The following is a 21,728-nucleotide window of genomic DNA, read 5'->3' as shown; positions in this document are numbered from 1 at the left end:
GGTAGGCATGTTTGATAAGCGCAAGCGGCGCGGCGAGCGCCGACGCCCGCCCTGGTGGTTCATGTTCGCCGTCATGACGGGCCTTGCCATTGCCACCTGGTTGTTGGTGATTATGCTCTATCCGCTGACATCCTGACAAAGACTAACCGCCTCGAAAGGCTTGCATGCCCCATCACACGCCTCTGATCGGCACCATCGTCGCCGGCCTCGTCGTCGCCTTCATCATGGGCGCTATCGCCCATAGGCTGCGGCTGTCCCCTTTGATCGGCTATCTGGTTGCGGGCATCATGGTCGGTCCCTTTACGCCCGGCTTCGTCGCCGATGCGGGGCTGGCGAATGAACTGGCCGAAATCGGCGTCATCCTGCTGATGTTCGGGGTGGGGTTGCATTTCTCCCTGAAGGACTTGCTATCGGTCAAGCATATCGCGGTGCCGGGCGCCCTGGTGCAGATCGCGGTGGCGACGCTGTTGGGCATGGGTCTGTCCCACCTCATGGGCTGGCCGCTGATGGGCGGCATCGTCTTTGGTCTTGCCCTCTCGGTCGCCAGTACGGTGGTGCTGCTGCGCGCGGTTCAGGGGGCCAATCTGGTCGAGACGCGACGCGGGCGGATCGCGATCGGCTGGCTGATCGTCGAGGATCTTGTCATGGTGCTGGCGCTTGTCCTGCTGCCTGCGCTGGCGGACGTGATGAACAGCGCTGATGCCGAGGCGGGCGCGGGCGCACTGATCGAACCGCTGGTAAGCACGTTGCTCAAGGTGGCGGGCTTCGTGCTGCTGATGCTGGTGGTAGGGCGGCGAATCATCCCCTGGATGCTGCACTGGGTCGTGCATACCGGATCACGCGAACTATTCCGCCTTGCTGTCCTTGCCATCGCTTTGGGAGTGGCCTTCGGCGCGGCCTATGTTTTCGACGTATCCTTTGCACTGGGCGCTTTTTTCGCCGGCATGATCCTGGGTGAAACGCCGCTGAGCAGGCGGGCCACGGAGGAAACGTTGCCGCTGCGGGATGCCTTTGCGGTGCTGTTCTTCGTGTCGGTCGGCATGTTGTTCAATCCGTCGGTGCTGATCGAGCAGCCTCTGCCGCTGCTCGCGACGGTGGCGATCATCATCGTGGGCAAGTCGATCGCGGCCTATGCCATCGTCCGGCTGTTCGGCAAACCGGCCGACACCGCGATGACCATCGCAATCAGCCTCGCCCAGATTGGCGAATTTTCCTTCATTCTTGCGTCATTGGGCACGGCTTTGGGGGTATTGCCGCCCGATGCGCGCGATTTGATCCTGGCTGGCGCAATTGTGTCGATCCTGCTCAATCCCCTGCTTTTCTCGTTGGCCGTGCGTGGTCGCAAGCAGGAGGAGATTGTTGCGGAAGCCGCGCGCGTTGCGGCGGCGCGTCCCGCGATCGGTCATATCATCCTCGTCGGCTATGGCCGGGTCGGCAAGCTGATTGCCGATCGGCTGACCGAGCGGCAGATGCCCTTTACGATCATCGAGGATGATGCCGAGAAGGTCGAAGAAGCCCAAGAGGCCGGGCTGTCCGTCGTGCGTGGCAATGCACTGGAGGATAAGTCCCTGCGCAGCGCAGGGATCGCCGAAGCGCATCACCTGCTGATCGCGGTGCCCGAAGGGTTTGAAGGGGGCGCGATCCACGAACATGCCCGCCATCTCAACCCCAAGCTGGAAGTCATCGCTCGCGCCCATTCGGATGCCGAAGTCGCGCATCTCGAAACGCTGGGCGTGCGGCATATCGTCATGGGCGAGCGGGAACTGGCGGGCCGCATGCTGACGCTGTGCGGCGCGACCTAATCGAGGGAGTCCAGGAACCGTGCCGCCTGTTCGCGAATGGCGGTACGGTCATCTTCCAGCATCTTGTCCCAGTTGCGATAGGGCAGGGCCATGCGCGGATTGGACGCCAGCTTGCGCTGGTTGCGGGCCAGGAAGTCCCAATAGAGCGCGTTGAAGGGGCAGGCGTCCCTGCCGACGCGCTGCTTCACATCATAGCGGCATGACCCGCAATAGTTGGACATGCGGTTGATATAGGCGCCGCTCGACGCATAGGGTTTGGAGCCAAGCAGGCCGCCATCGGCAAACTGGCTCATCCCCAGCGTATTGGGCAGCTCGACCCATTCATAGGCGTCGGCATAGACTTCCAGATACCAGATATGCACCTGATGCGGGTCGACACCGGCGAGCAGGGCGAAATTGCCGGTGATCATCAACCGCTGGATATGATGGGCATAGGCATGATCGATCGTCTGGCCGATCGCCTGGGACAGGCAGTGCATGTCCGTGTCCCCGGTCCAATAGAAGCCGGGCAGGGCGCGGGTCGCCCGCAGCGCATTGCGCTGCGCATAGTCCGGCCCCTCATGCCAATAGATGCCGCGCACATATTCGCGCCAGCCGATGATCTGGCGGATGAAGCCCTCGGCGGCGTTGAGCGGCACCTTGCCCGCGCGATAGCGTTGCTCGACCGCGCGACATAGCGCCAGCGGGTCGAGCAGCCCGGCGTTGATATAGGGCGAGAGGATCGAGTGCCACAGGAACGGTTCGCCGGTCAGCATCGCATCCTGATAATCGCCGAAGCGGGACAGCGCTTCGTCGAGGAAATGGCGCTGTTGGCGCATCGCTTCCTCATGCGTCACCGCGAACTGGAAATGGTCGAGGCTGCCGATATGGTCGGCAAAGCGCGTCGCGACCATCGCCAGCACATCCTGCGTGACCGCATCGGGCTGGAAGCGGATAGGGCGGGGCATCAACAGGTCGCGCGCGGGTGGCGGCTTGCGATTGTCCGCGTCATAATTCCATTGGCCACCTTCCGGCTGACCATCCTCGGTCAGCAGCAGGCCGGTCTTGCGCCGCATATCGCGGTAGAAAAATTCCATCCGCAACTGCTTGCGCGCGGCGGCCCAGCTGTCGAATTCGGCATGGGTGCAGAGGAAGCGGTCATCCTCATGGATGGTGACGGGCAGGTCGAAGCGCAATTCCCAGCTTTCCAGCATCGCCCGGACGCGCCATTCCCCGGCCTCGGTCACATGGATGGCGGCGGGCTTGTGCCGGTCGATGGCGCGCGCAACTTCACCGGAGAAGCTGCCGCTATTGGCCGGGTCGTCCAGCGCCACATAGTCGACCGTCCAGCCCAGTGCGCGCAGCCGATCGGCATGATGGCGCATGGCGGACAGGATGAAGGCGATCTTCGCCTTATGATGGCGGACATAGGTGGTTTCGTCGGCCACCTCCATCATCAGCACGATGCTGTGCGCTTTATCAATATGGCGCAGCGCGGCGAGGTCGGGGTCGAGCTGGTCGCCCAGCACGGGAATAAGAAAAGGGCCGTCGGTCATGCCTGCTGCAATGACCGACGGCCCCGATGGCTCCCACCTGTCCTAAAGGGCGTTAGCCCCGGCTACGCGGCGGCCCCTTGCGCGGGCCACCAGCGCCTGCGCCCTTGAAGGGACGTGGGCTGTGCGGCGACGCACCGCCGCGCGACCCGGCACCGGGACCGCCACGCGGCGGGCCGCTGCGGTTGGGGCGATCGCCATTGGCGGGGCGCAATTGCTTGCGGTTACCACGGGCTTCCTCGCGCGGTGCGCCGTCGATGGGATCGAACATGACATCCGCGCCCTCGTCACCCGCTTCGCCCGTGCGGCGGACAGCGGCCAGGAATTTGGCCGAGATCGCCTTGGGGATTTCGAACATCGTGTCGTTGGCGGTGATGCGGATCGCGCCGATGTCGCCGCGCGACACATGGCCACGACGGCAGATCAGCGGCAAGATCCAGCGTGGGTCGGCATTTTGCGTGCGGCCGATATTCATGCGGAACCACTGGGTATCCTCGAAACCGGGGCGCGGTCCTTCACGGCGGGCCGGGGCGTCGCTGCCGTCGAGCAGTTCTTCAGGAGCCGGCAGTGCAGCGCGTGCGGAGCGCACCAGCATGGCCGCGATTTCCTTGGCGCTCTTGGCTTCGAGCAGTTCGCCGCCCAGCGCCCAATCGGACTCTTCCAGTTCCATGGGTTCGAGCAGGCGGGTGCGCAGACGCTCGGCATCCTGCGCCGCAATGGCTTCCTTGCTGGGTGCGGACGTCCATTCGACCGGGATCTTGGCGCCCTTGAGCATGCCTTCCACCCGGCGACGGCGCGGATAGGGGACGATCAGGACGGCGGTGCCCTTTTTGCCGGCGCGGCCGGTGCGGCCCGACCTATGCTGCATGGTTTCAGCATCGCGCGGGATTTCGACGTGGACGACGAGGGTGAGTGTGGGCAGATCAATGCCGCGCGCAGCGACGTCGGTGGCGACGCAGACGCGAGCGCGGCGATCGCGCAGGGCTTGCAACGCATGGTTGCGTTCGTTCTGGCTATGCTCGCCCGACAGCGCGACGGCGGCAAAGCCCCGCTCGGTCAAGCTGGCGTGCAGATGGCGGACATTGTCGCGCGTGGCGCAGAACAGCATCGCTGTTTCCGCCTCATGAAAGCGCAGCAGGTTGACCACCGCATTTTCGATGTCGGACGGGGCGACGGTCATCGCCTGATAGCTGATGTCGCCATGGCCACGCTCGGTCGAGGTGGTCGCGATCTGCAGCGCGTCCTTCTGGTAGCGGCGGGCCAGCGCCACGATGGGCTTGGGCATCGTCGCCGAGAACAGCAGGGTGCGGCGGCCATCGGGGGTGGCATCAAGGATGCCTTCCAGATCTTCGCGGAAGCCCATGTCGAGCATTTCGTCGGCTTCATCCAGCACCGCGGTCTTGAGCGCCGACAGGTCGAGCGCGCCGCGTTCGAGATGGTCGCGCAGGCGGCCCGGCGTACCGACGACGATATGCGCGCCCTGCGCCAGCGCCTTGCGCTCGCGGGCGGCGTCCATGCCACCGACGCAGGTGGCGATGCGCGCGCGGGCACCGGCATAGAGCCATTCGAGTTCGCGGCTGACCTGCAGCGCCAGTTCGCGCGTCGGCGCGATCACCAGTGCCAGCGGCCAGGCCGGTGGGGGCAGGCGGCCTTCTTCATTCAGCAATTCGCCCGCCATGGCGAGGCCGAAGGCGACGGTCTTGCCCGATCCGGTCTTGGCCGACACGATCATGTCGCGGCCGATCGCTTCGGGTTCGATGACGGATGCCTGCACTTCGGTCAGGGTTTCATAACCCTTGGTCGTCAGCGCTTGGGCGAGGATGGGGGGGAGGGTATCAAATGCCATGTCTAGTTTTTCTCGTCGGTTAAGCGACCCGCCTCTTCCGACGGATACTCATAAGACCTGTGCCTTACGCCTGCAAAGCAGACGTTCAGAGTGATAGGCCACACACTCTGATTTTCACATTCCCACCCGGCAAGGGCAGGAGCCGCCAGCATGGCTGGTGGCGAAGGGGTTTGCCCCTTTCGTTCGCGTTGCATCTCTCCGTCCGGCTTTCCGCCAGCCGCCTCCCGGTCAGGGGAGGATCAATTGAAAACAGGAAAGCCTCCTTCCCCATTTCGAGGAAAGAGGCTTGTCCTTAGTCTATAACATGAAAATCAGACGGCGGCGACTTCTGCCACATCGACCTTCACGCCCGGACCCATCGAAGACGACAGGGCGATCTTGCGGACATATTTGCCCTTCGAACCGGTCGGCTTTGCCTTGACGATCGCATCGACGAAAGCGTCGAAATTCTTGCGCAGGTCTTCGGCGGTGAAGCTCGACTTGCCCAGGCCCGCATGGATGATGCCAGCCTTTTCGACGCGGAATTCGATCTGGCCACCCTTGGCGGCCTTCACGGCTTCTGCGACGTTCGGGGTCACGGTGCCGAGCTTGGGGTTCGGCATCAGGCCCTTGGGGCCGAGGATCTTACCCAGACGACCAACGAGGCCCATCATGTCCGGCGTCGCGATGACGCGCTGGAAGTCGATGTTGCCAGCCTGGATCGATTCCAGCAGGTCTTCGGCACCCACGATGTCGGCACCGGCGTCGAGCGCCGCTTGAGCCTTTTCGTTGCGGGCGAACACGGCGACGCGAACGTCCTTGCCGGTGCCAGCGGGCAGGGTGACGACGCCACGGACCATCTGGTCGGCATGGCGGGGGTCAACGCCCAGGTTGATCGCGATTTCGACGCTTTCGTCGAACTTGGCGGTCGCATGGGTCTTGATCAGGCCCAGTGCCTCGTCAACGCCGTGCAACTTTTCGCGGTCAACCGCGGTGGCCAGGGCCTTCGCCTTCTTGGTCAGCTTTGCCATGATAATCAGCCCTCCACCACGTCGAGGCCCATCGCGCGAGCGGAGCCTTCGATGATCTTCGTTGCAGCGTCGATGTCGTTCGCGTTCAGGTCAACCATCTTGGCCTGGGCGATTTCCGCCAACTGCGCACGGGTGATCTTGCCAGCGACGATCTTGCCCGGTTCCTTCGAACCCGACTTGAGGTTCATCGCCTTCTTGATGAGGAAGGTGGCAGGCGGCTGCTTCATCGTGAAGGTGAAGCTGCGATCCGCATAAACGGTGATGATCGTCGGCAGGGGGGTGCCCTTTTCGACGCCAGCGGTCTGAGCGTTGAACGCCTTGCAGAATTCCATGATGTTCACGCCGCGCTGACCCAGTGCTGGGCCGATCGGCGGTGCAGGTTTGGCGTCTCCAGCGGGCACCTGGAGCTTGATGTAGCCCGTAATTTTCTTGGCCATTGTCACTCACTCTGTTGCTGGGCATGCCCAAAGGCACGCCCGGTTCAAGTTTAGCGGTCCAAACGAAGGCCAGGCCTTCTCCCGCATATATTCCCGGTTGCCCGGAAATCTCGTATTCGTCATGCCAACTCTTGCTGGCGAGACGAGAAATTTTGCCTTGCGTCATCCTGACGAAAGTCAGGATCCATTTGCTCTACGCTGGCTTGTTCCTGCCGCGCCGAGGCTCATGGACCCCGGATCAAGTCCGGGGTGACGGAAACATCCTTACTTCGACAGTTCGACCTGTTCGAAATCCAGTTCCACAGGGGTCGCGCGACCGAAGATCGACACCGATACCTTGACCCGGTTCTTTTCGAAATCCAGTTCCTCGACCACGCCGTTGAAGCTGGCGAAGGGACCGTCCAGCACCTTGACGCTGTCGCCGATTTCGTAATCGACGCTGACCTTGTGCTTGGGTGCGGCTTCGGCTTCCTTGCGGGCGCCGAAATAGCGGGCGGCTTCGCTCTCGCTGATCGCCTGCGGCTTGCCCATCGACCCCAGGAAACCCGTGACCTTGGGCGTGTTCTTGACGAGGTGATAAATATCGTCGTTCATCGCCAGCTTGGCGAGGACATAGCCGGGCATGAACTTGCGTTCGACCTGGACCTTCTTGCCACGCTTGACTTCGGTGACGGTTTCAACGGGCACTTCGACCTGTTCGACCAATTGGGTGAGGCCCATGCGCTCGGCTTCGGACAGGATCGATTCCTTGACCTTGTTCTCGAAGCCCGAATAGGCGTGGATGATGTACCAGCGCGCCATGTTACCGTGTCAAACTCCCAAAAACCAAGGCTGTCATGCTCAGGCCTGACCCGCCGCAAGGCCCAGCAGCCACTGGACGATCGCGCCGAATACGCTGTCGATGCCGAAGAAGAACAGGCCGAGCAGCGTCGTCATGATGACAACCATTACGCCGGTCATCATCGTTTCGCGGCCGGTGGGCCACACGATCTTCGACGCTTCGGTCTTCACCTGATTGACGAATTCGCCGGGGGATACCTTCGCCATCGCCTGCCTCTATCTTCAAAACCAACGCCAATTCGCGAAGCAACAGTCCGCCCTCCCGTTCCCGTCCTATGGGACGTCCGGGGGAAGCGGCCGCATGCTTCGCGACACATGTTCGCCTGCGCACCTAGTCGCGAAACCCGTAAACTACAAGGTTGCCCGGACTTGGCGCTTGGCAGGAGTGGAGGGACTCGAACCCACGGCATTCGGTTTTGGAGACCGACGCTCTACCAACTGAGCTACACTCCTGTGCCGGCGAAGGAGGGCGCTTTAGCGTGGCATGGGTGGTAGGGCAAGCAGGATTATGCAGCATCCGTTACGGGCGCGGCAACGCTCGTATCGACGCTGGTCTGCCGCTCTGCCTCCGCATTGATCTGCGCGCCGAGCAGCACGACATAGGCCGAGACGAACAGCCATAGTTGCAGCACGACGACCGCGCCGAGCGATCCATAGGTCTCGTTATAATTGCCGAAGGTGGAGACGTAGAAGGACACGCCCAGCGTCACGAGCAGCCAGAAGAGCGTCGCCGTGACCGACCCGACCGTCAGCCATTGCCACTGCGCCTGCTGGCGATTGGGGCCGAAGCGGTAGATGAGGCCGAAGATGACGCTGGCGAGCAACCCCGCGCAAATCCAGGTCGCGGCCTTGATCGCGAACAGCACGCCCGGTCCCCAGTCGGTCAGGAATTTCTGGATAAGGCCGATCACCGTCGCGGTGAACACGCCCGCGACCACCACCAGCACGGCCGAACAGGTGATGCCCAGCGACACGCGGTAGAAGGCAAAGATATTGCGCCGTTCGAGCTGGCCATAGACGATGTTGAGCGATTGCATCACCGCCGACGCCGCGCGCGTCGCGCCATAGACGGCGATGGCCAGGGCGGTGAGCAGGCCAAAGCCAATCGCGGGCTTGGCGGTACTGACGACACCCAGAAGTTGCGCGTTGATAATCTGGGCGGCGTCGGTCGGGACCACGGCGATGATCGCCTGCATATGCCGTCCGACCATCTCAGGATCGCCGAACAGGCCGTAGGTGAGGACGACGGCCGCCAGCAGCGGTGCGATCGAGAGAAAGGCGTAATAGGCTACGCCAGCGGCCAGCAGGCCGACATTGTTGGACGACAGCGACGCATAGACCCGTTTGAGGATTTCCCACCAGGCCCGTGGCGGAATTTTCCACGGCGCATCGACATGCACCTGCTGCGCGATCTTCTCGGTCATGGACGTCCCCTGCTGCTCCAAAGGGGCAAGCGCATGAACTGGAGGGGGGTTCCGCCGTGGGAGGGGGCGTTTCGAGCGAAACCGGGATACGGGTGGTTAGGAGACGGTCTATTGATAAGTGATATTTGCGGGAAGGTGGAAATCAAATATCTCGGTGCGTTTCGCCCCTTATCCCTTCCATCAAGCTATCATAGATGTTTTCCATGAGATGCCGTGCTTCCTCCGGCTTCCTGAACCGCACAGCAATCGAAAAGCATTTTTTCAATTCGGGACGGAGGTCGCTGGCCACTCCTACGGATAAGTTCCAGTCTCGCCACTCCTTTAGGATAGCCCGCCGGTGATCCAGTGACCCATCCCTAGCCGCAGCGGCAACGGCCCCATCAAGGGAGCCGTATAGTAGGTCGAAATCCTCATTAAAATAACAACCGATAAGGTTAGAAAGTAGCGGCCAGCGTCGCTCTGCGAAATCCCGTTGTTCCCGTTTCTCCGTTTTCATCATGCGATAGTGTCATCGGCGGCAGATGTCCGCAATCAGGGAACCGGGCCTGCCGATTAAATGTCTTGGTTTGGTCGGTCGCAGACCGATAGAAGGCTAGACTTTCTCGGCGATCTCAAGCGATGCTTGGCCTGAGATGACTTGGAACAACGCGCCGTAGCGAGCGAGCGCGGCGAATGCGGAGACTATTTCATCAAACGCCGTCCCGCCAGCCCGATCAAGTCCTGTCACGATAACGCGGGTCGGCAACTTCACCTCGTTTATGTCTCCCACGATCATACTGTCGATCAGAGCGGCGATGCTCCGTCCATGCCAATCAGGAGCACCCAACTTCGATAACAGAGCGTCATAGAAATCGTCGCGAGTTTCCCAGTGCTGCGCGTTAAGTTCAACCACGTTCACGACTGCGGCTCCAAATCCCGTTATCGGCTGCAAGCTGAACGAACGACGGGTTTCGGGCAAGGCAGTCTGCAATTGGAGCGGAAAAAACCGGCCCCAAACTGCCACCCTTCAACCCATCCCCTACAGAAATACGCCACCCTTCATGATCCGACGCGCGCGGCCCTGTACCGGCATGCGGTCGAACGGGGTATTGCCCGCCGCCGCCGCCATCCTGGCCGAATCCACGATCCACGGCGCATCGGGGTCGATGAAGATCAGATCGGCGGCACTTCCCGGCGCGAAATGGCCGGCATCGACGCCCAATATCCGCGCCGGATTGGCGCAGAGTAGCGTCATCAGCCGGTTGATGCTGACATGCCCCTCGCGCACCAGATTGAGCGAGAGCGCCAGCAGCGTCTCGGCCCCGGCCATGCCGGGCGACGCATCCGCGAAAGGCAGGCGCTTGTCCTCCGCCCCGCGCGGATCATGGCTGGAGGTGATGACGTCCACCGTGCCGTCGGCCACCGCCGCGATCGACGCCTTGCGGTCATCTTCCGAACGGAGTGGTGGGGAGAGGCGGGCGAAGGTGCGGAAATCGGTGACGGCATTGTCGGCGAGGAACAGATAGGCGGGGCTGATGCCGCAAGTGACGCGCAGCCCTTCCGCCTTGGCCGCGCGGATGAGGTCGAAGCCCGCCTTGGTCGTCACCAGCCGGAAATGGATGGCCGCGCCCGTGTGGCGCGCGAGCAGCACGTCCCGCGCGATCGCCATCGCTTCGGCGCAGGCGGGGGCGTGGGGCAGGCCGAGGCGCGTGGCGGTTTCGCCGCTAGTCGCGACCGCGCGCGCGGTAAGCCCGTTATCTTCGGCATGGGATATGACGGTGAGGCCCAGCCCAGACGCATAGGACAGGACGCGCAGCATCACGCCCGAATCGGCGATCCACTGGCGGCCTGTGCCGACCGCCTTGGCACCCGCCGCCTGCATCATGCCGATTTCGGCCAGTTCGGTGCCTTTGAGGCCGCGCGTGGCGGCCGCGATGGGGTGGACCCAGAAATCGGGCTTGCCCGCGCGCGTCGCCTGCCGGATCAGCGCGGCATCGTCGAGCAGCGAGGATTGGTCGGGCATCAGCGCCGCGCGGGTGATGCCGCCGAAATGGAAGGCAGGCTTGTCGGTGGCGAAGACGCCAAGGTCGACGAGGCCCGGCGCGACGACCAGGCCAGCCGCGTCGATCCGTTGCGCGTCGTCGGGCAGGCGCACGTCACCGGACGCGACGATGCGGTCGCCGTCGATCAGGATCGTGCCGGGGACGAGCGCCTCACCCGCCGGATCGGCAAGGCGACCGTTGATGATGGCAGTCTTGGTCATACCCATCCCTCCACGCCGCGCGCCCGGCGCGTCAGCACGTCCAGGCAGGCCATGCGGATGGCAACGCCCATCTCGACTTGTTCGGTGATCGCCGATCGATCGGGATCATCGGCAACGCTGCTGGTAATTTCCACGCCCCGGTTCATCGGCCCCGGATGCATGACGATCGCATCGGGCTTGGCGATCCCCAGCCGTTCGGGTGTCAGCCCATAGAGCATATGATATTCGCGCGCTGAGGGAATGAACGCGCCGTCCATCCGCTCATTTTGAAGCCGCAGCATCATCACCACGTCCGCGCCCTCCAGCCCTTCGTCCAGCCGGGTAAAGGGCGTCGCGCCCAGCATCTCGACCTCAGGCGGCATCAGCGTCGGCGGCGCAACCGCACGCACCTGCGCGCCCAATGCGGCTAGGCACAGCATGTTCGATCGCGCCACGCGGCTGTGCAGCACATCGCCGCAAATGGCGACGATCAGCCCTTCGAACCCGCCCTTGCGCCGCCGGATGGTGAGCGCATCGAGCAGCGCTTGGGTGGGATGTTGATGCCAGCCATCGCCAGCGTTCAGCACCGCACAGTCCACCTTGTCCGCGATCAACGCGACCGCGCCCGAACTGGCATGCCGGATCACCAGCACATCGGCCGCCATGGCGTTGAGCGTCATCGCCGTGTCGATCAGCGTTTCGCCCTTCTTCACGCTCGACTGGCCCGCATGCATGTTGACGACATCCGCCCCCAGCCGCTTGCCCGCAATCTCGAACGACAACAAAGTGCGCGTGCTGTTTTCGAAAAAAGCGTTGATCTGCGTCATGCCCGCCAGCCGATCGTCATGCTTGCGCGCCTTGCCGCGATTGGCCGTCGCCCATTGCTCCGCTTCGTCCAGCAGGAAGCGGATTTCCCAGGGCTTCAAGTCAGCGATCGACAGCAAATGCCGATGCGGAAACAGCGCCCGACCAGTGAGGTCAGACGAAAGCGGCGCGGCGGTCATGTCGGGCATGGCCGCGCTTTAGGACAGCAGGACGCGAAGGGCAAGCTGGCGCGCGGCGGGAGAAGAAGGATTGGCTGGGGCGGCAGGATTCGAACCTGCGCATGGCGGCATCAAAAGCCGCTGCCTTACCGCTTGGCGACGCCCCAGTAGGCCGACATCGTCGGCGCGGGTCGCCATATAGCGCGTCGGGCGCGAAAGGAAAGCCTAGTCATCACAGTTTCGCGGCGGCACTATGACGCTTCTTGGCTTCGTACCGGATTACCACAACCATGTCCGCTTCCTCCTCCCCCACATCCGCGCAGATGGCGCCTGCATCGCCGCTCTTCCTGCGTGAGGATGAAATCCGGCGCGGCATCGAAATGCTCTATTTCGGCTATTCCGCGCTGACCCGCTCGATCGACGAGGGGCTGGCGGCGCAGGGGCTGGGACGGGCGCATCATCGCGCGCTCTATTTCATCTCGCGCCAGCCCGACCTCACCGTCAAGGATCTGCTGCGGCTGCTGTCCATCACCAAGCAATCGCTGGGCCGGGTGCTCAATGACCTGATCGAGCGCGGCTATATCGAGACGCGGCCGGGTGCCAGCGACCGGCGGCAGAAATTGCTGCGGCTAAGCGCGGAAGGAGCAGCGCTGGAGGCCGAACTGTTCAGAGCGTTGCGGGAAAAAATGGCGGCGGCCTATGCGCAGGCGGGGCAGGGATCAGTCACGGGATTCTGGCGGGTTCTGGAAGGATTGATCCCCGAATCGGATCGGTCGATGGTGTTCGGCCTGCGCGGGCGATAGCGCACAGGACGCAACCTAATCGGCCTTCCTGCGCTTATCGGGCTCCATTCATTGGCAAGAGGAGCCATCATGCGTCACAAATTTCTCGCCGCACTGGCGGTCGTTTCGGCGGTCAGCCTGTCCGCCTGTTCGGAAAAGACAGAGGACAGCATCGAAAATGCCGGGTCGGCGATCGGCAACGACATGAGCAGCGCGATGGACCGCGCGGGCGACAAGATCGACAACGGGCTGGATGATGCGGGCCGTGCGATCGACAATGGCGCGGCGCGGATCGGTGCTGCGACCGACGAAGCGGCCGAAGATGCCGATCGCACCGCCGATGAAGCCAAGCGCGAGGTCGGCGATACGCTGCAGGAAGCGGGCAGCGACCTTAAGAACGACTGATCCGATGGGCCACGCATGACCATTGCGTTATGCGTGGCCCATGCGCGCGCTTGACGGCGCGCTGCATTGCAGACAGCGCAGCATTATGTCGTCCGCTGCGCCCGCTCTACCCCCCACCAGCCGCCTGATGATCGGCCGCCCCGAACTGGCGCTGATTGGCATCACCATTCTATGGGGCGGGACTTTCCTGATCGTCCATCATGCGATGCGCGAATCGGGGCCATTTTTCTTCGTGGGGTTGCGCTTCGGGACGGCGACGCTGGTCACCTTGCCGCTCGCCTGGCCGCTGTTGCGCGGTATCACACGGCAGGAGCTTGGCGCTGGCCTCATGATTGGCCTCGGCATTTTTGCGGGCTATTCGCTCCAGAGCTGGGGGCTCCAGACGATATCCAGCAGCACGTCGGCCTTCATCACCGCCGCCTATGTCCCGTTGGTGCCGATCCTCCAATGGATCATCCTGCGCAGGCAGCCGCGGATCGCGAGTTGGGTCGGGGTCGCCCTGGCTTTCGCCGGGCTGATGCTGATCGCCGCGCCGCAGGAGGGCGTGGCGCTGGGGACGGGAGAGGTGCTGACGCTGATCAGCACGCTCGCCATCGCGCTGGAGATCATCTTCATCAGCCTGTGGGCGGGGCGGGTCAACGTCGCGCGGGTGACGCTGGTGCAGTTGGCTGTGACCGCGCTGCTGGCCTTCGCCTGCATGGTCCCGGCCGGGGAAGCGGTGCCGCCCTTGTCCTGGACGGTCATCCTGTCGGCCTGCGGGCTGGGGCTGGTCACCGCGCTCATCCAGTTCGTGATGAACTGGGCACAGCGTAGCGTGTCGCCGACCCGCGCCACGCTGATCTATGCGGGCGAGCCGGTTTGGGCCGGGATCATCGGGCGGATCGCGGGCGACCGCCTGCCGCCGCTGGTGCTGGCGGGCGGCCTGCTGATCGTCGCCGCCATGATCGTGAGCGAAATACGGTTCGGGAAACGCGACCGCGCCTCGACCTAGCCCCGCCGAAACACCGGCGCGCGCTTTTCGAAGAAAGCTGCGAAGGCTTCCTGCGCTTCGGCGGATCGCAGCGTGTCGCGGAACAGCCGCGCCTCTTCCTCAATCCGCGCGGTGAGGATGGCAGGGTCGCCTTTCATCAGGCGGCGGGTGGTGGCGAGCGCCTGGGGCGGCTTGGCCACCAATATTCTGGCCTTGGCGCGCGCATGTGCCAGCAGCCCGTCGGCGGGCACGACCGCCGTGACCAGCCCCGCGCGATCGGCCGCGTCGGCATCCATCGGCTCGCCCAGCATCAGCATCGCCGCCGCCTTGGCATGGCCGAGCGTCGCAGGCGCGAGCAGGCTCGATCCCGCTTCGGGGACCAGCCCCAGATTGACGAAGGGCATGATGAAGCGAGCGTCCGGCGCGGCATAGATGAGGTCGCAATGGAACAGCATCGTCGTGCCGACGCCCACGGCCAGTCCCTGCACAGCCGCGACGATCGGCTTGTCGAAGGCGGCGATGGCGCGGATGAAGGCGAAGGCGGCAGCGCCGCCCTCCGGCCCGGCCATGAAGTCTTTGAGGTCGTTGCCCGCGCAGAATGCGTCGCCATTGGCCGTGAACAGCACCACTGCGATGTCCGCGCGCGCCGAGGCATCGGCCAGCGCGGCAGTCATCGCATGATACATGGGGGCGGTCAGGGCGTTCTTCTTGTCGGGACGGTCGATATGGATTTCGATGACGCCGGCGATATCTTCGATGATCGCGATGGACTCGCTCACGATGCGCTCTCCCTTATGTCTCTGTCACTACCGATGGGCGTGGATTGGACGATGGAGACTATTGTTCCCCGGCGAAGGCCGGGGTCCAGTCCCACGCTCTGAACTGGGCCCCGGCCTTCGCCGGGGAACAGCTATCATCCAGATCACTGACCACGTCTGCATGTCTCTGGCGAAACTGTTGGCGCAAGCGGTGGGCCGCGTCTATCCCCCTGTGCCCGCATTCCCAACGACCGGCCCCATGATGAACCGACTGCGCCACGCCCTCGACCCTTTCCTGTTGCTGCTGCTGGCAACCGTTGCCCTAGCGTCGATCCTGCCCGCACGCGGTGAGGGCGCGCGGATCGCGGGGATGGTGGCGGACGCTGGCATCGTGCTGCTTTTTTTTCTGCACGGGGCGAAATTGTCGCGCGCGGCGATCTGGGACGGGACGCGCGCCTGGAAGCTGCATCTGGCAGTGCTGGGGACGAGCTTCCTCCTGTTCCCGCTGATTGGCCTCGCGACGCAGCGGATCGGCATCATTCCCGATGGCATGCGTGCGGGGCTGCTGTTCCTGACGTTGCTGCCCTCGACCGTGCAGTCGTCGATCGCCTTTACCGCAATCGCGCGGGGCAATGTCGCCGCAGCGGTGGTCAGCGCGTCCTTCTCCAACCTGCTCGGCATCGTCGCGACGCCGCTGCTGGTCGCGCTGCTGATGCGGCAGGGCGGGGCGAGCGTGTCGCTGGCGTCGATCGAAGGGATCGTGCTGCAATTGCTGTTGCCTTTTCTGGTCGGCCATCTGGCGCGGCCATGGATCGGTGGGTTCGTGGCGCGGCACAAGGCGAAGATCGGATGGGTGGATCGCGGATCGATTCTGCTGGTCGTCTATGCGGCTTTTTCGGCCGCCGTGGTGGAAGGTCTGTGGCAGAGCGTGTCGGGCGGCGAACTGGCGCTGCTGGCGGTTGTCTGCTGCGTCATGCTGGCGACCGTGTTGGCGCTGACCTTTGGGCTGGGGCGGCTGGTCGGGCTAAGCCGCGAGGATGCAATCGTGCTGCAATTTTGCGGGTCGAAGAAAAGCCTGGCGACCGGCGTGCCGATCGCGGGCGTGCTGTTTCCCGCGGCGGCGGTCGGGCCGATCCTGCTGCCGCTGATGCTGTTTCACCAGATCCAACTCATGGTCTGTGCCGTGCTGGCCCGGCGTTACGGTGGCCAAGTCCCTGAATGACGGAGGGCAGAAAGCGCGATGTGGCGCTTTTCGCCCTTCATATTCATGCGAAGCCGTATGCAGTTGCCTATCCGCCCGGTTCGGCCAGCGCAATGTCCATGTCGGCGAGCGCGAGACGGAGCAGTTCGGCCATCCCCGCGCGCGCGGCTGCGGTGTCGCGGGACGCGATCGCCTGATAGACGGCGCGATGGTCGGGCAGGGGGTCGCGGGGGAGCAATTTTTTGCGATGTTTGAAGGTCGTGGTCCAACTGACCGCAGCACCGACCGAACTGGCCAAGGCTTCCAGGGCATCATTATGGGTCGCGGCCAGGATCATATTATGAAAACGCTGGTCGGCGGCGCGCCCTTCGGGGGTAGAGAGGCCATAGCGGCCCATTTCCGCCAGTGCAGATTCCATGACCGCCAATTGCTCATCGGTGCGGCGCCGCGCGGCAAATTCGGCCGCTGCCGGCTCGATCACGCCGCGCAGTTCGAACAGATCCCGGATGAAATCTGCGTCCGGCTCACCGGCAAACATCCAGGCGAGCATTTCAGGATCAAGAACGTTCCAGCGGTTGCGCGGCAGGACGCGGGTGCCCGCCTTTGGGCGGCTTTCCAGCATACCCTTGGCGATCAGGATGCGGACAGCTTCGCGATAGGCAGTGCGCGACACGCCGAGGCGCTCTGAGGCCTCGATCTCGCCTTCGAACAATTCGCCCGGCTTGTGCTTGCCGGTCAGGATGGCCGTGCCCAGGTCGCGGGCGATCGTCTGATGGATGCGGAGCGAGCCTTCTTCCGATCCGAACTTGCGCCCGCTGCCCAAAATCTTACTCCCTTATCAATCCTCAAATACAGCCGTAGGACAATGTCGGCCGCAAAGGAAGGCATCGGCCACAAGACGGAGCGGCGCAATGTCGGCGTCGATCGCGCGGGAGGCGACCAGAGTAACGAAGCGGCGATACATGGCAGGATATTCCTCGTCCGGCGCTTTCAACTGGACTTCCCCGTCCAGCCTCAGGGTGTTGCCGCCCTCGGACAGCAGCAGACTGCCATTATCGGTATCGACGGCGATGTCCCAGGTTTGCGGCCCCGTCTGACGCCAATCGAACACGGTGTCGATCGGTGCGCCCGACGCGGTCGCCATGGCGAGCGTCGCGCCGATCGGGGCATCCTTGTTGGAGGGCACTTCCAGATTGGCGGACAGGACGGTGACGGGTTCAGGAACGATCTCGGTCAGGATGGACAGGGCGTTGATGCCCGGATCGAACACGCCAAAGCCACCCGCTTCCCAGATCCAGGGCTGGCCGGGATGCCAGTGGCGCACATCCTCGCGCCATTGGATCGAAATCCGTTCGATTGTGCGCTGCGCAATCCAGGCCTTGGCCTGCGCCACCGCAGCGGCGTAGCGGCTGTGCCAACTGGCGTAGAGGGTGACATTCTGCGCCTTTGCCAGGGCGATCAGCGCCTCGACTTCGGAGACGGTCGCGCCGGGCGGCTTTTCGAGAAACACATGCTTGCCCGCCAGCAACGCCTGCCGCGCCGCATGATAGCGGGCCTGCGGCGGCTGGCACAGGATGACGGCGTCGAGGTCCGGTTCGCCCGCCAGCATCGCGCCGAGGTCAGGGTAGTTATTCACCCCTTCCCCCTGCGCGTTGCGGCTGGCGACAGCGACCAGATCGATGCCGTCAGTCTTTTCCATCGCGGGCAGGTGCTGGTCGCGCGCGATTTTACCCAGCCCTACCAGACCTGCCCGGATGCTCATGCAGCAGCGACCAGCTTGCCATCGACGCGGCGCGTCAGGCCGAGCGGGTTGGCGTCCTGCAAGGCGGCTGGCAGCAGGGCGTCGGGTACGTCCTGATAGCAGACGGGGCGCAGGAAACGCATCATCGCGAGCGTGCCGACCGAGGTCGAACGGCCATCGGCGGTCGACGGGAAGGGACCGCCATGGACCATGGCGTGGGTCACTTCGACGCCGGTGGGCCAGCCGTTGGTCAGGATGCGTCCGACCTTGCGCGACAGCACGGGGAGCAGCTTGGCGGCGTCGGCATTGTCGGCTTCGGTCAACTGAAGCGTAGCGGTCAGCTGGCCTTCGAGACCAGCGATGGTCGCGATGACTTCCTCGATGCTGCTGCATTTGATCAAAACGGACGACGAACCGAACACTTCTTCGGCCAGAAGCGGGTTGGCCCCGAAGGTTGCGGAGTCGGTCGCGAAGAATGCCGCCTGGCCACGGTTGCAGCCTTCTGCTTCGGTGCCGCGCGCGACGGTGGTGACGCCATCCGCGCCGGACAGGGCAGCGACGCCCTTTTCATAGGCTTCGTGGATGCCGGGCGTCAGCATGACCTGCGGCTGGGCACCGGACATGGCTTGCGCGGCGGCGGCGACGAACTTGTCAAGATCCGGGCCGTCAAGCGCGATGACGAGGCCGGGGTTGGTGCAGAACTGGCCCGATCCCATGGTGAGCGAACCAACGAACGCCGTGCCCATGGCTTCGGCCCGTTCGGCGAGCGCGCCGGGGAGCAGCACGACCGGGTTGATGCTCGACATTTCGGCATAGACCGGGATCGGCTCGTTGCGTTCCGCTGCGATCTTCATGAGCGCAACGCCACCACCGCGCGATCCGGTGAAGCCGACTGCCTTGACGCGGGGATCAGCGACCAGTGCGCCACCCAGCGCGCGGTTGGCACCGGGCAGGTAGGAGAAGACGCCTTCGTGCAGGCCGCACGCCTTGACCGCTGCCTGGATGGCGCGGGCGACCAGTTCGCCGGTGCCGGGATGGGCGCTATGGCCCTTGACGATGACGGGCGAACCAGCGGCGAAAGCCGATGCGGTGTCGCCGCCCGCGACCGAGAAAGCGAGCGGGAAGTTGGACGCACCGAACACGGCGACCGGGCCGACCGAATGGTTGACGCGGCGCAGGTCCGCGCGCGGCATGGGCGCGCGATCGGGCATGGCGGGGTCGATCGTGGCGTCAAACCAGTCACCGAGTCGGACATAGGTTGCGAACAAACGCAACTGGCCGATGGTACGGCCCCGTTCGCCTTCCAGACGGGCGCGCGGCAAGCCGGATTCGGCCATGGCGGTTTCGATCAGCAGGTCGCCGATCGCGACGATATTGTCCGCGACGGTTTCCAGAAATGTCGCGCGGGCGTCGGGTGCCAGGGTCGAGAAGCTGTCGAATGCGGCATCGGCCAGCTTGGCGGCTTCTTCGACTTCGGCGGGCATGGCGCTGGAGAAGGCGACGTCGCCCTTTTCGCCGGTTGCCGGGTTGATGGCGTAGAAAGTCTCTCCGCCCTGACGCTCGTTTGCGCCGATAAGGATGGCTCCGTTGAACATGGGATTCTCCTGAAATGGGTTCATTTGATGCAGTGCCGAATATTTCTGCTTCCCCTCATCCTCCCCTCGTAGGGGAGGTGGATGGCCGCAGGCCAGACGGAGGGGTGTCACCCTATCGTGAGGGTGACACCCCTCCGTCAGCACTTCGTGCTGCCACCTCCCCTGCAAGGGGAGGATGGCTTAATGATTGTCGCGCGGCAGGCCCATGGTCTGGGCGATGCGCTGATATTTTTCTGCGCCTTCGAGGATTGCGCCGGTATCCATCTGGCCAACGACCGACCGCTGGATTTCCTGCCACGGCGTTTGCGACGCGGGATATTTGAACCCGCCAGCAGCCTCCAGCTTCGCGCGGCGTTCCGCCAATTCCTCGTCCGAAATCAGCACGTTGACCGTGCCGGTGTTGAGATCCATCCGCACCCGGTCGCCGGTTTCGAGCAGCGCGAGGCCGCCCATGGCCGCCGCTTCGGGCGAGGCGTTGAGGATCGACGGGCTGCCCGACGTGCCCGATTGGCGACCATCGCCGATGCAGGGCAGGGCGGAGACGCCTTCGGTGATGAGATAGGCAGGGGGCCGCATATTTACAACTTCGGCTGCGCCCGGATAGCCGATCGGCCCAGCGCCACGCATGAAGAGCAAGGTCTGGTCAGTGATGCCGACCGATGGATCGTCGATGCGGTGATGATAATCCTCCGGCCCGTCGAACACGACCGCCGGACCTTCAAAGGCGTTGGGGTCTTCGGGGTTCGACAGATAACGGTCGCGGAATTCCGGGCTGATGACGCTGGTCTTCATGACGGCGGCGTCGAACAGATTGCCCGACAGGACCAGGAAGCCCGCATCCTCGACCAAAGGCTGGTCGAAGGGGCGGATAACCTTTTCGTCTTCAATCTCCACGCCACGGCAATTGTCGCCCATGGTCTTGCCATTGACGGTCATCACATCCTCGTGGATCAGACCCTGCGCGATCAGCTGGGCAACCACGGCGGGGACGCCACCGGCGCGATAATAATCCTCGCCCAGATATTCGCCCGCAGGCTGGAGGTTGACGAGCAGCGGAATCTTGTGACCGACCGTCTCCCAATCCTTGAGCGGCAGGTCGACGCCGATGTGACGGGCGATGGCGGCCAAATGGATCGGCGCGTTGGTCGATCCGCCAATGGCGCTGTTGACCATGATGGCATTGTGGAACGCCTCCTTGGTCAGGATGTCGGAAGGTTTCAGATCCTCGGCCACCATCTCGACGATGCGCTTGCCGGTCAGGTAAGCGACTTCCTGGCGATCGCGATAGGGGGCGGGGATCGCGGCCGACCCCGGCAACATCATGCCCAGCGCTTCGGCGAGCGAGTTCATGGTCGAGGCCGTGCCCATGGTATTGCAATAGCCGGTGGACGGGGCGGAGGAGGCGACCAGCTTGATGAAGCCTTCATCGTCGATCTTGCCCGCTGCGAGCAACTGGCGCGCTTTCCAGACAATGGTGCCCGACCCTGTACGCTCGCCCTTGAACCAGCCATTCAGCATCGGGCCGACCGACAGGGCGATGGCGGGGATGTTGACGGTAGCGGCGGCCATCAGCAGCGCAGGCGTGGTCTTGTCACAGCCGGTGGTCAGGATCACGCCGTCGAGCGGATAGCCGTACATAGCCTCGACCAGGCCAAGATAGGCGAGGTTGCGATCAAGGCCTGCGGTCGGGCGCTTGCCGGTTTCCTGGATCGGATGGACCGGAAATTCGAGCGCGATGCCACCCATTTCGCGGATGCCGTCGCGCATGCGTTCGGCCAGCACCATATGGTGGCGGTTGCAGGGCGACAGGTCGCTGCCCGTTTGGGCGATGCCGATGATCGGCTTGCCGCTGCGCAGTTCGTCGAGGCTGAGGCCGAAGTTCAGATACCGCTCCAGATAGAGGGCGGTCATGTCAATATTGTCGGGGTTGTCGAACCACGCGCGGCTGCGAAGCTTGGGGGCGGAATTGGACGAATCGCTCATTGGGCATCCTGACGAGAAATGGCACGGCGCTTTCACGCGCTCATCGTCTCGATATACTCATACAAATAGAGTTTCAAGCGTACATGAGACCTGCTGTTCAAAATCGGCGTCGATTTAGGGACGGCGATGAAACTTGCGGGTTGGCCTGCCCATTTGTCCAGCGCATGCGCTCTTGAAACGTAGCGGGCATCGGCGCAT

22 protein-coding genes and 2 tRNA genes are annotated in these 21,728 nt (G+C 63.8%); 6 read left to right on the top strand and 18 right to left on the bottom strand.

What is annotated here, in order from left to right; translation table 11 throughout:
- Positions 1 to 7: 7 nt before the first annotated feature.
- Both J2W40_RS02170 and ybaL read left to right on the top strand, forming a co-directional pair.
- Positions 8 to 136: a hypothetical protein gene (locus J2W40_RS02170; RefSeq protein ID WP_310221684.1), complete on the top strand. Its 129-nt coding sequence runs from the start codon at positions 8 to 10 to the stop codon at positions 134 to 136.
- A 28-nt stretch (positions 137 to 164) separates the two neighbouring features.
- Positions 165 to 1,802 carry a YbaL family putative K(+) efflux transporter gene (gene ybaL, locus J2W40_RS02165; RefSeq protein ID WP_310221683.1) on the top strand — a complete coding sequence of 546 codons (1,638 nt, stop codon included), beginning with the start codon at positions 165 to 167 and terminating at the stop codon, positions 1,800 to 1,802.
- On the opposite strand, the gene J2W40_RS02160 is transcribed toward ybaL, so the two are convergent.
- From J2W40_RS02160 to J2W40_RS02100, 13 genes are all read right to left on the bottom strand, one after another.
- Positions 1,799 to 3,337 carry a cryptochrome/photolyase family protein gene (locus tag J2W40_RS02160; RefSeq protein WP_310221680.1) on the bottom strand — a complete coding sequence of 513 codons (1,539 nt, stop codon included), beginning with the start codon at positions 3,335 to 3,337 and terminating at the stop codon, positions 1,799 to 1,801. The genes ybaL and J2W40_RS02160 overlap by 4 nt on opposite strands.
- Positions 3,338 to 3,389: 52 nt before the next feature.
- On the bottom strand, positions 3,390 to 5,180 hold the full coding sequence (locus tag J2W40_RS02155) for a DEAD/DEAH box helicase (protein ID WP_310221678.1): 1,791 nt from the start codon (positions 5,178 to 5,180) through the stop codon (positions 3,390 to 3,392).
- A gap of 311 nt (positions 5,181 to 5,491) precedes the next feature.
- Complete coding sequence (gene rplA, locus J2W40_RS02150) at positions 5,492 to 6,190, bottom strand: 50S ribosomal protein L1 (protein WP_037472325.1); 699 nt, start codon at positions 6,188 to 6,190, stop codon at positions 5,492 to 5,494.
- Positions 6,191 to 6,195: 5 nt separating this feature from the next.
- The gene (gene rplK / locus J2W40_RS02145) at positions 6,196 to 6,627 is read right to left on the bottom strand and encodes a 50S ribosomal protein L11 (RefSeq protein WP_037472327.1); all 432 of its coding nucleotides are present in this window, start codon (positions 6,625 to 6,627) and stop codon (positions 6,196 to 6,198) included.
- 264 nt (positions 6,628 to 6,891) lie between these two features.
- Positions 6,892 to 7,428 carry a transcription termination/antitermination protein NusG gene (gene nusG, locus J2W40_RS02140; RefSeq protein ID WP_310221675.1) on the bottom strand — a complete coding sequence of 179 codons (537 nt, stop codon included), beginning with the start codon at positions 7,426 to 7,428 and terminating at the stop codon, positions 6,892 to 6,894.
- 39 nt (positions 7,429 to 7,467) lie between these two features.
- Positions 7,468 to 7,674 carry a preprotein translocase subunit SecE gene (gene secE, locus J2W40_RS02135; RefSeq protein ID WP_310221673.1) on the bottom strand — a complete coding sequence of 69 codons (207 nt, stop codon included), beginning with the start codon at positions 7,672 to 7,674 and terminating at the stop codon, positions 7,468 to 7,470.
- Positions 7,675 to 7,844: 170 nt separating this feature from the next.
- Positions 7,845 to 7,920, bottom strand: a tRNA-Trp gene (locus J2W40_RS02130).
- Between the two features lie 53 nt (positions 7,921 to 7,973).
- Entirely contained in the window at positions 7,974 to 8,891 is a 918-nt protein-coding gene (locus J2W40_RS02125) for a YihY/virulence factor BrkB family protein (protein ID WP_310221672.1), read from the bottom strand.
- Positions 8,892 to 9,033: 142 nt separating this feature from the next.
- A complete protein-coding gene (locus J2W40_RS02120) occupies positions 9,034 to 9,390 on the bottom strand; it encodes a contact-dependent growth inhibition system immunity protein (RefSeq protein WP_310221670.1) in 357 nt (118 codons plus the stop codon).
- A gap of 93 nt (positions 9,391 to 9,483) precedes the next feature.
- Positions 9,484 to 9,789, bottom strand: a complete 306-nt coding sequence (locus tag J2W40_RS02115; RefSeq protein WP_310221668.1) for a barstar family protein — start codon at positions 9,787 to 9,789, stop codon at positions 9,484 to 9,486.
- Between the two features lie 120 nt (positions 9,790 to 9,909).
- On the bottom strand, positions 9,910 to 11,133 hold the full coding sequence (locus tag J2W40_RS02110; RefSeq protein WP_310221666.1) for a dihydroorotase: 1,224 nt from the start codon (positions 11,131 to 11,133) through the stop codon (positions 9,910 to 9,912).
- The gene (locus J2W40_RS02105) at positions 11,130 to 12,125 is read right to left on the bottom strand and encodes an aspartate carbamoyltransferase catalytic subunit (RefSeq protein WP_310221665.1); all 996 of its coding nucleotides are present in this window, start codon (positions 12,123 to 12,125) and stop codon (positions 11,130 to 11,132) included. The genes J2W40_RS02110 and J2W40_RS02105 overlap by 4 nt, the downstream gene beginning before the upstream one ends.
- Positions 12,126 to 12,187: 62 nt before the next feature.
- Positions 12,188 to 12,262 (bottom strand) — tRNA-Gln (locus tag J2W40_RS02100).
- Between the two features lie 123 nt (positions 12,263 to 12,385).
- Here J2W40_RS02100 and J2W40_RS02095 point away from each other — a divergent pair.
- From J2W40_RS02095 to J2W40_RS02085, 3 genes are all read left to right on the top strand, one after another.
- Entirely contained in the window at positions 12,386 to 12,898 is a 513-nt protein-coding gene (locus tag J2W40_RS02095; protein ID WP_051519788.1) for a MarR family winged helix-turn-helix transcriptional regulator, read from the top strand.
- 69 nt (positions 12,899 to 12,967) lie between these two features.
- Positions 12,968 to 13,282 (top strand): hypothetical protein, encoded by a 315-nt coding sequence (locus J2W40_RS02090; RefSeq protein WP_310221664.1) that lies wholly within the window; start codon positions 12,968 to 12,970, stop codon positions 13,280 to 13,282.
- A gap of 85 nt (positions 13,283 to 13,367) precedes the next feature.
- Complete coding sequence (locus tag J2W40_RS02085) at positions 13,368 to 14,273, top strand: DMT family transporter (RefSeq protein WP_310221663.1); 906 nt, start codon at positions 13,368 to 13,370, stop codon at positions 14,271 to 14,273.
- On the opposite strand, the gene J2W40_RS02080 is transcribed toward J2W40_RS02085, so the two are convergent.
- Positions 14,270 to 15,031, bottom strand: a complete 762-nt coding sequence (locus tag J2W40_RS02080; RefSeq protein WP_310221662.1) for an enoyl-CoA hydratase-related protein — start codon at positions 15,029 to 15,031, stop codon at positions 14,270 to 14,272. The genes J2W40_RS02085 and J2W40_RS02080 overlap by 4 nt on opposite strands.
- A gap of 241 nt (positions 15,032 to 15,272) precedes the next feature.
- On the opposite strand from J2W40_RS02080, the gene J2W40_RS02075 reads away from it, so the two are divergent.
- Positions 15,273 to 16,232, top strand: coding sequence for a bile acid:sodium symporter family protein (locus J2W40_RS02075; protein WP_310221952.1), 960 nt, complete (start codon positions 15,273 to 15,275; stop codon positions 16,230 to 16,232).
- Between the two features lie 67 nt (positions 16,233 to 16,299).
- On the opposite strand, the gene J2W40_RS02070 is transcribed toward J2W40_RS02075, so the two are convergent.
- From J2W40_RS02070 to J2W40_RS02055, 4 genes are all read right to left on the bottom strand, one after another.
- Positions 16,300 to 17,034 carry a FadR/GntR family transcriptional regulator gene (locus J2W40_RS02070; RefSeq protein ID WP_310221661.1) on the bottom strand — a complete coding sequence of 245 codons (735 nt, stop codon included), beginning with the start codon at positions 17,032 to 17,034 and terminating at the stop codon, positions 16,300 to 16,302.
- 15 nt (positions 17,035 to 17,049) lie between these two features.
- Complete coding sequence (locus J2W40_RS02065) at positions 17,050 to 17,973, bottom strand: Gfo/Idh/MocA family protein (protein WP_310221660.1); 924 nt, start codon at positions 17,971 to 17,973, stop codon at positions 17,050 to 17,052.
- Positions 17,970 to 19,547, bottom strand: coding sequence for an aldehyde dehydrogenase (NADP(+)) (locus J2W40_RS02060; RefSeq protein ID WP_310221659.1), 1,578 nt, complete (start codon positions 19,545 to 19,547; stop codon positions 17,970 to 17,972). Before J2W40_RS02060 ends, J2W40_RS02065 begins: the two co-directional genes overlap by 4 nt.
- A gap of 180 nt (positions 19,548 to 19,727) precedes the next feature.
- A complete protein-coding gene (locus J2W40_RS02055) occupies positions 19,728 to 21,530 on the bottom strand; it encodes an IlvD/Edd family dehydratase (RefSeq protein WP_310221658.1) in 1,803 nt (600 codons plus the stop codon).
- Positions 21,531 to 21,728: the final 198 nt, after the last annotated feature.

The organism is Sphingobium xenophagum (assembly GCF_031457465.1).
In the GTDB taxonomy this organism is placed as follows: domain Bacteria; phylum Pseudomonadota; class Alphaproteobacteria; order Sphingomonadales; family Sphingomonadaceae; genus Sphingobium; species Sphingobium xenophagum_A.
The sequence above is the reverse complement of the archived record's forward strand: the minus strand, read 5'-3'. Positions and strand labels throughout refer to the sequence as shown.

Excerpts from the sequence above, each read along its gene's own strand:
- J2W40_RS02170 (WP_310221684.1), top strand. The coding sequence starts at position 8 with ATGTTTGATAAGCGCAAGCGGCGCGGCGAGCGCCGACGCCCGCCCTGG.
- ybaL (WP_310221683.1), top strand. The coding sequence starts at position 165 with ATGCCCCATCACACGCCTCTGATCGGCACCATCGTCGCCGGCCTCGTC.
- J2W40_RS02160 (WP_310221680.1), bottom strand. The coding sequence starts at position 3,337 with ATGACCGACGGCCCTTTTCTTATTCCCGTGCTGGGCGACCAGCTCGAC.
- J2W40_RS02155 (WP_310221678.1), bottom strand. The coding sequence starts at position 5,180 with ATGGCATTTGATACCCTCCCCCCCATCCTCGCCCAAGCGCTGACGACC.
- rplA (WP_037472325.1), bottom strand. The coding sequence starts at position 6,190 with ATGGCAAAGCTGACCAAGAAGGCGAAGGCCCTGGCCACCGCGGTTGAC.
- rplK (WP_037472327.1), bottom strand. The coding sequence starts at position 6,627 with ATGGCCAAGAAAATTACGGGCTACATCAAGCTCCAGGTGCCCGCTGGA.
- nusG (WP_310221675.1), bottom strand. The coding sequence starts at position 7,428 with ATGGCGCGCTGGTACATCATCCACGCCTATTCGGGCTTCGAGAACAAG.
- secE (WP_310221673.1), bottom strand. The coding sequence starts at position 7,674 with ATGGCGAAGGTATCCCCCGGCGAATTCGTCAATCAGGTGAAGACCGAA.
- J2W40_RS02125 (WP_310221672.1), bottom strand. The coding sequence starts at position 8,891 with ATGACCGAGAAGATCGCGCAGCAGGTGCATGTCGATGCGCCGTGGAAA.
- J2W40_RS02120 (WP_310221670.1), bottom strand. The coding sequence starts at position 9,390 with ATGATGAAAACGGAGAAACGGGAACAACGGGATTTCGCAGAGCGACGC.
- J2W40_RS02110 (WP_310221666.1), bottom strand. The coding sequence starts at position 11,133 with ATGACCAAGACTGCCATCATCAACGGTCGCCTTGCCGATCCGGCGGGT.
- J2W40_RS02105 (WP_310221665.1), bottom strand. The coding sequence starts at position 12,125 with ATGCCCGACATGACCGCCGCGCCGCTTTCGTCTGACCTCACTGGTCGG.
- J2W40_RS02095 (WP_051519788.1), top strand. The coding sequence starts at position 12,386 with ATGTCCGCTTCCTCCTCCCCCACATCCGCGCAGATGGCGCCTGCATCG.
- J2W40_RS02090 (WP_310221664.1), top strand. The coding sequence starts at position 12,968 with ATGCGTCACAAATTTCTCGCCGCACTGGCGGTCGTTTCGGCGGTCAGC.
- J2W40_RS02085 (WP_310221663.1), top strand. The coding sequence starts at position 13,368 with ATGTCGTCCGCTGCGCCCGCTCTACCCCCCACCAGCCGCCTGATGATC.
- J2W40_RS02075 (WP_310221952.1), top strand. The coding sequence starts at position 15,273 with ATGAACCGACTGCGCCACGCCCTCGACCCTTTCCTGTTGCTGCTGCTG.
- J2W40_RS02065 (WP_310221660.1), bottom strand. The coding sequence starts at position 17,973 with ATGAGCATCCGGGCAGGTCTGGTAGGGCTGGGTAAAATCGCGCGCGAC.
- J2W40_RS02060 (WP_310221659.1), bottom strand. The coding sequence starts at position 19,547 with ATGTTCAACGGAGCCATCCTTATCGGCGCAAACGAGCGTCAGGGCGGA.
- J2W40_RS02055 (WP_310221658.1), bottom strand. The coding sequence starts at position 21,530 with ATGAGCGATTCGTCCAATTCCGCCCCCAAGCTTCGCAGCCGCGCGTGG.